Origin of the sequence: Aquabacterium sp. (assembly GCF_030652515.1) — a bacterium.
Taxonomy (GTDB): domain Bacteria; phylum Pseudomonadota; class Gammaproteobacteria; order Burkholderiales; family Burkholderiaceae_C; genus Aquabacterium.
In genome coordinates, this window is record NZ_JAUSAR010000109.1 from 23,726 (window position 1) to 30,380 (window position 6,655).

The 6,655-nt window shown below is 61.9% G+C and carries 6 protein-coding genes; all 6 read right to left on the bottom strand.

What is annotated here, in order from left to right; genetic code table 11:
• Positions 1 to 5 precede the first annotated feature (5 nt).
• Genes lpxA through rseP form a run of 6 tightly spaced genes read right to left on the bottom strand, consistent with a single transcriptional unit; the run spans position 6 to position 6,546 of the window.
• Positions 6 to 794, bottom strand: a complete 789-nt coding sequence (lpxA, locus tag Q7V20_RS13115) for an acyl-ACP--UDP-N-acetylglucosamine O-acyltransferase (protein WP_304791712.1) — start codon at positions 792 to 794, stop codon at positions 6 to 8.
• A gap of 17 nt (positions 795 to 811) precedes the next feature.
• Positions 812 to 1,252 carry a 3-hydroxyacyl-ACP dehydratase FabZ gene (fabZ, locus tag Q7V20_RS13120; protein ID WP_300546041.1) on the bottom strand — a complete coding sequence of 147 codons (441 nt, stop codon included), beginning with the start codon at positions 1,250 to 1,252 and terminating at the stop codon, positions 812 to 814.
• Positions 1,227 to 2,279, bottom strand: coding sequence for a UDP-3-O-(3-hydroxymyristoyl)glucosamine N-acyltransferase (gene lpxD, locus Q7V20_RS13125; RefSeq protein WP_304791728.1), 1,053 nt, complete (start codon positions 2,277 to 2,279; stop codon positions 1,227 to 1,229). Before lpxD ends, fabZ begins: the two co-directional genes overlap by 26 nt.
• 32 nt (positions 2,280 to 2,311) lie before the next feature.
• The gene (locus Q7V20_RS13130) at positions 2,312 to 2,821 is read right to left on the bottom strand and encodes an OmpH family outer membrane protein (RefSeq protein WP_304791715.1); all 510 of its coding nucleotides are present in this window, start codon (positions 2,819 to 2,821) and stop codon (positions 2,312 to 2,314) included.
• Between the two features lie 2 nt (positions 2,822 to 2,823).
• Positions 2,824 to 5,130: an outer membrane protein assembly factor BamA gene (bamA, locus tag Q7V20_RS13135; protein WP_370652465.1), complete on the bottom strand. Its 2,307-nt coding sequence runs from the start codon at positions 5,128 to 5,130 to the stop codon at positions 2,824 to 2,826.
• A gap of 6 nt (positions 5,131 to 5,136) precedes the next feature.
• Positions 5,137 to 6,546, bottom strand: a complete 1,410-nt coding sequence (gene rseP, locus Q7V20_RS13140; protein ID WP_304791718.1) for an RIP metalloprotease RseP — start codon at positions 6,544 to 6,546, stop codon at positions 5,137 to 5,139.
• Positions 6,547 to 6,655 lie beyond the last annotated feature (109 nt).

Below are 6,655 nucleotides of genomic sequence, written 5' to 3' on the forward strand. Positions count from 1 at the left end.
TGCGCTCAGCGCACGATGCCGCGGGTGGAGGCCATCAGGAAGTTGATCATCAAATCAACGTCCTGCTGGGCCTCGGGGTGGGTGGTGCCCAACTCGGCGATGCGGCCCTTGGCTTCCTCCAGGGTGAGATCCTGGCGGTACAAAGCGCGGTGCATTTCCTTGACCGCCTTGAGGCGCTCGGGGCCGAAACCACGGCGGCGCAATCCTTCCAGATTGATGCCGCGCGCTTCGGCCATGTTGCCCTGGGCCATCACGAAAGGTGGCAAATCCTGGCCCAAAGCCGTCGCCATGCTGGTCATGGCATGGGCGCCAATCTTGACGAACTGGTGCACACAGGTGAAGCCACCCAGGATGACCCAATCACCCACATGCACGTGGCCGGCGATGTGCGCATTGTTGGCAAAGATGGTGTGGTTGCCGACCTGGCAATCGTGCGCCAGGTGGGTGTAGGCCATCATCCAGTTGTCATGGCCCAAGCGCGTGATGCCTTCATCCTGGGCGGTGCCCACGTTGAAGGTGCTGAACTCGCGGATGGTGTTGCGGTCGCCAATCACCAGTTGGGTGGGCTCGTTGGCGTACTTCTTGTCTTGTGGGCTGCCACCCAAGGACGCGAACTGGAAGATCCGGTTGTCGCGGCCAATCGTGGTGTGGCCCTCGATCACGCAATGCGGGCCCACGGTGGTGCCTTCGTCAATGCGAACGTGGGGGCCGATGACCGTGTATGGGCCGACGCTGACCGCGTCGCCCAGTTGTGCCTGGGGATCGACCACCGCGGTGGGATGAATGCTCGCCATGTTGCTGCGCCCTCGCCTCAACCCACCGTGCGCTGCGTGCACATCAGCTGCGCCTCAACAGCCAGCTCGTCGCCCACCCAGCCTTTGGCATTGAACTTGTAGATGCCAGCACGGTGGCGGTCAATCGTCACGTCCAGGATCAACTGGTCGCCGGGCTCCACCGGCCGCTTGAAGCGGGCGTTGTCGATGCCCACGAAGTAGTACACCATCTTCTCGTCGGCACTGGCGCCAATGCCTTCAAACGCCAGGATGCCGGCGGCTTGCGCCAGGGCTTCCAGCATCATCACGCCCGGCATCACCGGGCGGCCCGGAAAATGGCCCTGGAAGAAGGGCTCGTTGAAAGTCACGTTCTTGACCGCGCGAATGCGCACGTTCTTTTCAATCTCCAGCACACGGTCCACCAGCAGCATGGGGTAGCGGTGCGGGAGCTTTTCAAGAATCTTGTGGATGTCCATCATCATGGTTGTTCTGTTGTTTCTCTAAGGCGCGAACGCGTTCGCGCAGGGCATGCAAATTGCGCAAGGTCGCGGCATTCTTTTCCCACGACGCATTGTCGTCGAATGGGAAAACGCCGCTGTACAGCCCCGGTTTGTGAATGGACCGTGAGACCAGGGTGGCGGCCGAGACATTCACCCCTTCCGCCAGAGTCAGGTGGCCCAGCACCATGCCGCCGCCGCCCACGGTGCAATGGGCCCCAATGACGGCGCTGCCAGCCACACCCGCGCAGCCAGCCATGGCCACGTGTGCGCCAATCTGGACGTTGTGCCCGATCTGGACCAGGTTGTCGAGCTTGACCCCATTGTCAATGACGGTGTCGCCCAGGGCGCCGCGGTCCACACAGGAGTTGGCGCCAATCTCGACGTCATCCCCAATGCGGACGGCCCCCAACTGTTCAATTTTTTCCCAGCGTCCCTGGGTGGGGGCAAAGCCAAAGCCATCAGCCCCGATCACCACGCCGCTGTGGAACAGGCAGCGATCGCCAATGCTGCAATCAAAGCCGATGTTGACGCTGGCGGCCAAGCGAGTGCCCGCCCCAATGCGGGCACCACGCCCGATCACGCAATGGGGCCCGATCACCGCGCCAGCACCAATGACCGCACCGGCCTCCACCACCACCAAGGGGCCAATGCTGACGCCCTCGCCCAAGCTGGCGCTGGGATCAATCACCGCGCTGGGGTGGATGCTGTCCAACGCTTGCGGGCGCGTGCGGCTGGCCCACCACTGCGTCAGCTTGGCAAAGTACAGATAAGGATCGTCCGTGACGATGACCGCGCCACGGGCCGCGGCCTCAGACTTCAACGCGCTTGAGACGATCACGCAGCCAGCCGATGTGCTGGCCAACTGGGCTCGGTACTTGGGGTGCGCCAGGAAGGTGATCGCGTCAGCCTGCGCCTGCTCGATCGGTGCGATGCGGGCAATCGACAGCTCAGCGTTGCCCAGCAACTCGCCACCCAGCGCTGCGACGATCTGACCGAGCTGCACCATGGACGTCGAGCCGGTCGGGTTGACCGACCCGCTCACTTGCCGAGGGATGTGTTGAGGGACTTGATCACCTTGTCGGTGATGTCCACACGCGGGCTGGCAAAGACGGCCTCCTGAACGATCAGGTCGTATTTTTCCTGATCAAATATTTGCTTGACCACGCGGTTGGCTCGGTCCAGCACCGAGGCCAATTCTTCGTTTTTGCGCTGGTTCAGGTCTTCCTGGAATTCGCGGCGTTTGCGCTGGAACTCGCGGTCTTGCTCGACCAGGTCGCGTTGGCGGCGGCCCCGCTCGCCTTCGACCAGGGTGGGCGCATCTTTCTCGAACCTGTCCGAAGCCGATTTGATGCGCTGGGCCGTGTCGGTCAGCTCTTTCTCGCGGCGACTGAATTCAACCTCCAGCTTGGCTTGCGCCGCCTTGGCAGGCGTCGCGTCGCGCAGCACGCGGTCAAGATTGACGTACCCAATCTTGAATTCCTGGGCAGAGGCCGTGGCTGCGGCCACCAGCAAACCGGTGACCATCAGGGTCTTGAGGACGGATTTCATGGTCAGAATGCGGTACCGATCTGGAACTGGAGTTTCTGGATTTTATCCACATCAAACTTGCGAACAGGTTGCCCGTAGCTGAGTTTAAGCGGCCCCACCGGTGAGACCCAGCTGACGCCCACGCCCATGGAAAGGCGGAAATCGTCCAGCTTGATTGGGTCTTCGGTGCCCCAGACATTACCAGCGTCCAGGTATCCGAACAAGCGCAAGGTGCGGTCATTGCCGGCCCCCGGGAACGGCACATACAACTCGTTGTTGATGTTGATGCGTTTGTTGCCCCCAATGTAGGCGCCGGTGTTGTCCAGCATGCCCAGCGAGTTCTGCTCGAAACCGCGCACCGTGCCCAAGCCCCCGCCGTAAAAGTTCTTGAAGAAGGGGTACTCTTTGCCCGCCAAGCCCACACCGTAGCCGATCTGAGCATTGAAGCCAAAGGTGAAGCGGTTGGTCAGCGGGAAGTATTGTTGGAACTGGTAGTCACTGCGCAAGTAGCGCGTGTCACCCGCCACACCCCATTCCAGGTTAACGCGCTGATAACGCCCCTGGTTGGGCGCAATGGTGCTGTCACGTGAATCACGAGCCCAGCCCACCGTGAGCGGAATCGACAAACTGCTTTCACCGAAATTGCGGCGGTACGTTTTGTAGTTGTCGGGCAAGCCCAACTCGCCCTTGATGGTGGTCTGTTCAGCACCCAGGCCAAAGAACACGGTGTCGAACTCGGTGAATGGCACACCAAACCGGATCGTGGCGCCCGGGGTCACTATCTCATAGTCGCCACCCTGTGAGCTCAGCGGGCGCGAGGTCCGGTAGAACACATCCACCGCGCGCGAAATGCCGCCATCGGTGAAATATGGATCAACCGTGCTGACCACCAGCGTGCGGTTGTACTTGCTGGTGTTGACTTCAATGCCCAGGTAGTTGCCGGTGCCGAAGATGTTGTCTTGCTTGATCGAAGCTGTCAGAGAGAGCTTCTCAGCGCTCGAAAAACCCGCGCCCAGCATCAGGTTGCCGGTGGGCTTTTCTTCCACGGTGATGGTCAGGTCTACCTGGTCTTGCGTGCCCGGCACTTCCACCGTGTCAATGCCAACCTGCTTGAAATAACCCAGGCGGTCCACGCGGTCGCGTGACAACTTGATCTTCTGGCCGTCGTACCAGGCCGATTCGAACTGGCGGAACTCGCGGCGGATCACTTCATCGCGCGTGCGTGAATTGCCTGCCACATTCACCCGGCGCACGTACACGCGGCGCTGGGGTTGCGAGGCGAACACGGCCACGACCGTGCCCTTGTCGCGGTTCAGCTCAGGGCGGAAATCAACGCGGGCGAAGGCATAGCCAAAAGCCGCGAACCGGTCGGTGAAGGCCTTGGTGGTCGAAGCGATGTCTTCCGCGCGGTACGAGTCGCCAGGCTTGACGACCACCAGCGAACGGAACACTTCGTCCTTGCCCAGGTAGTCGCCTTCCAGCTTCACGCCGGTGACGGTGTAGCGAGGGCCCTCGGTCACGCTGATGGCGATGGAGATGTCTTGTTTGTCTGGCGAGATGGCCACCTGCGTGGATTCAACCCTGAACTCGAGGTAGCCACGGTTGAGGTAGTAGGCCTTGATGGTTTCCAGGTCGGCGTTCAGCTTGGCCCGCGCGTACTGGTCGGACTTGGTGTACCAGGTCAGCCAGCCGCCGGTGGTCAGGTCCATCTGCGACAGCAAGGTGCTTTCGGAGAAAGCCTTGGCGCCGGTGATCCGGATGCTCTTGATCTTGGCGGTTTCGCCTTCGGTCACGCTGAAGGTCACGTTGACGCGGTTGCGGTCCACCGGGGTGATGGTGGTGACCACCTCGATGCCGTACAGGCTGCGCGACAGGTATTGGCGCTTCAGTTCGGTCTCTGCGCGGTCGGCCAGAGCTCGGTCAAACGGCTGGCCCTCGCCGATGCCGATGTCTTTGAGCGCCTTGACCAGGTTGTCCTTGTCGAACTCCTTGGTGCCCACGAATTCGACCTTGGCGATGACCGGGCGCTCTTCAACGACCACCACGACCACGCTGCCGTCGATCTGAATGCGCACGTCCTTGAACAGGCCCGTGGCGAACAAGGAGCGCAAACCGGCCGAGCCCTTGTCATCGGTGTAGGTGTCGCCCACGCGGAAAGGCAGCGAGGCGAACACCGTGCCCGCGTCAGCCCGTTGCAGGCCCTCGACACGGATGTCCTTGAGCACGAAGGGCTCCACCGCGAAAGCGGCGGTGTGGAACATGGACACGGCAACGAGCGCGGCGGCCAGGGTCGGTTTGAACCGGTGGACAGTCTTGGAAGGGAATTGCATGAAAGATCAGTGCGAGCCCAACATTCGGGCCAAATCGTTGTAGAGGGCAAGTGACATCATGGTGAGCATGATGGCCACGCCACCGCGTTGCAACCGCTCCATCCATACTTCTGAGATGGGCCGGCCGGTGAGTCCTTCAAAAAGATAATACATGAGGTGCCCGCCATCCAGCACCGGCAGCGGCAGCAGATTGAGCACGCCCAGACTGACGCTGACCAGCGCCAGAAAACCCAGGTAATGTACCCAACCCATTTCGGCCGAGCGCCCCGCGTAATCCGCAATGGTCAAAGGTCCGCTGAGATTCTTCAGTGAAGCCTGCCCCACCACCATCTTGCCCAGCATTTCCAGGCTCATGCGGGAGACGTCCCAGGTGCGGTTAAGCGCCAGGGTCAAACCTTCGAGCGGCCCATAGCTCACCTCAACGATGGCAGGCGGCGATCCGATGCCTGCCTCGATGCGCGCCAACTGCTTGCCGTCCACGTCTTTCATCACCGGAGTGACGGTGATGTCCAGGTTTTGCCCGCTGCGAAGCACCTTCAACTGGATGGACTTGGCCTGTCCCTGCTCGTGGCTGGCCCCAATCAGTTGCCGCAATTGCGCGGCATCGGTGGGCACCCGACCATTGATCTGCATGATTCGATCACCGGCCTTCAAACCCGCACGGGCAGCAGGACCACCGGTGATGGCCTGGGCAATGATGGGTTCGACATAAGGGCCCATCAGGCCGATCCGATCCAGCAACTTGGCATCCACGTCGGCTGCGGGAATGCGGCTGAGCGCCAAGGTCAATGTGCGGCTGCCTCGCGGTTGCGGCTCACCAGTACCCGATGCGTTGTGGCTGACCTGCAAGCGCAAATCGCGCCCCGCCAAAGCGGCCTGGGTGAACTGCCACTGCAAATCGCTCATCGAGCGGATGGTTTGCCAGCCCTCCTCGGAGGCGTCAGCGGCATCGGCGCCCACCTGGGCCACCGACAGGATCTCATCGCGCGCCTGCAGCCCCGCCTGATCGGCCAGGCTCTCGGCTTTGGGCTGCGCCATCCAGGGTCGCAACTCCTGCACCCCAGCCCAATTGACGCAGGCATACAGCAACACAGCCAGCACCAGATTTGCCGCAGGCCCGGCCGCCACGATGAAGGCCCGTTGCTTGAGCGGCTTTCGGTTGAACGCCCGGCTCAACTCCGAGGGCGACACCGCGCCTTCGCGCTCGTCCAGCATCTTCACGTAGCCGCCCAGCGGCAAGGCGGACACCACGAATTCGGTCTCGCCATGCATGCGGCGCCAGAGCACTCGCCCAAAGCCCACGGAAAACCGCAGCACCTTGACATCGCATGCGACGGCGGCACGGTAGTGCCCGTACTCGTGGATGACGACCAGCACGCCGATCGTCACTAAAAATGCCAACACCGTCAACAACATGGCAAGGCTCCGGTTAAATCAGCGGCTCAAGCCAGATGAAATCACCTGGGCGATGCGCCTGGCCTTGGCGTCCAGCGCCAGCAGACCGTCGACGCTGTCGCAGCAGCCG

Coding starts and splice junctions, on each gene's coding strand:
- lpxA (WP_304791712.1), bottom strand. CDS start 794: ATGGCGAGCATTCATCCCACCGCGGTGGTCGATCCCCAGGCACAACTG.
- fabZ (WP_300546041.1), bottom strand. CDS start 1,252: ATGATGGACATCCACAAGATTCTTGAAAAGCTCCCGCACCGCTACCCC.
- lpxD (WP_304791728.1), bottom strand. CDS start 2,279: ATGGTGCAGCTCGGTCAGATCGTCGCAGCGCTGGGTGGCGAGTTGCTG.
- Q7V20_RS13130 (WP_304791715.1), bottom strand. CDS start 2,821: ATGAAATCCGTCCTCAAGACCCTGATGGTCACCGGTTTGCTGGTGGCC.
- bamA (WP_370652465.1), bottom strand. CDS start 5,130: ATGCAATTCCCTTCCAAGACTGTCCACCGGTTCAAACCGACCCTGGCC.
- rseP (WP_304791718.1), bottom strand. CDS start 6,546: ATGTTGTTGACGGTGTTGGCATTTTTAGTGACGATCGGCGTGCTGGTC.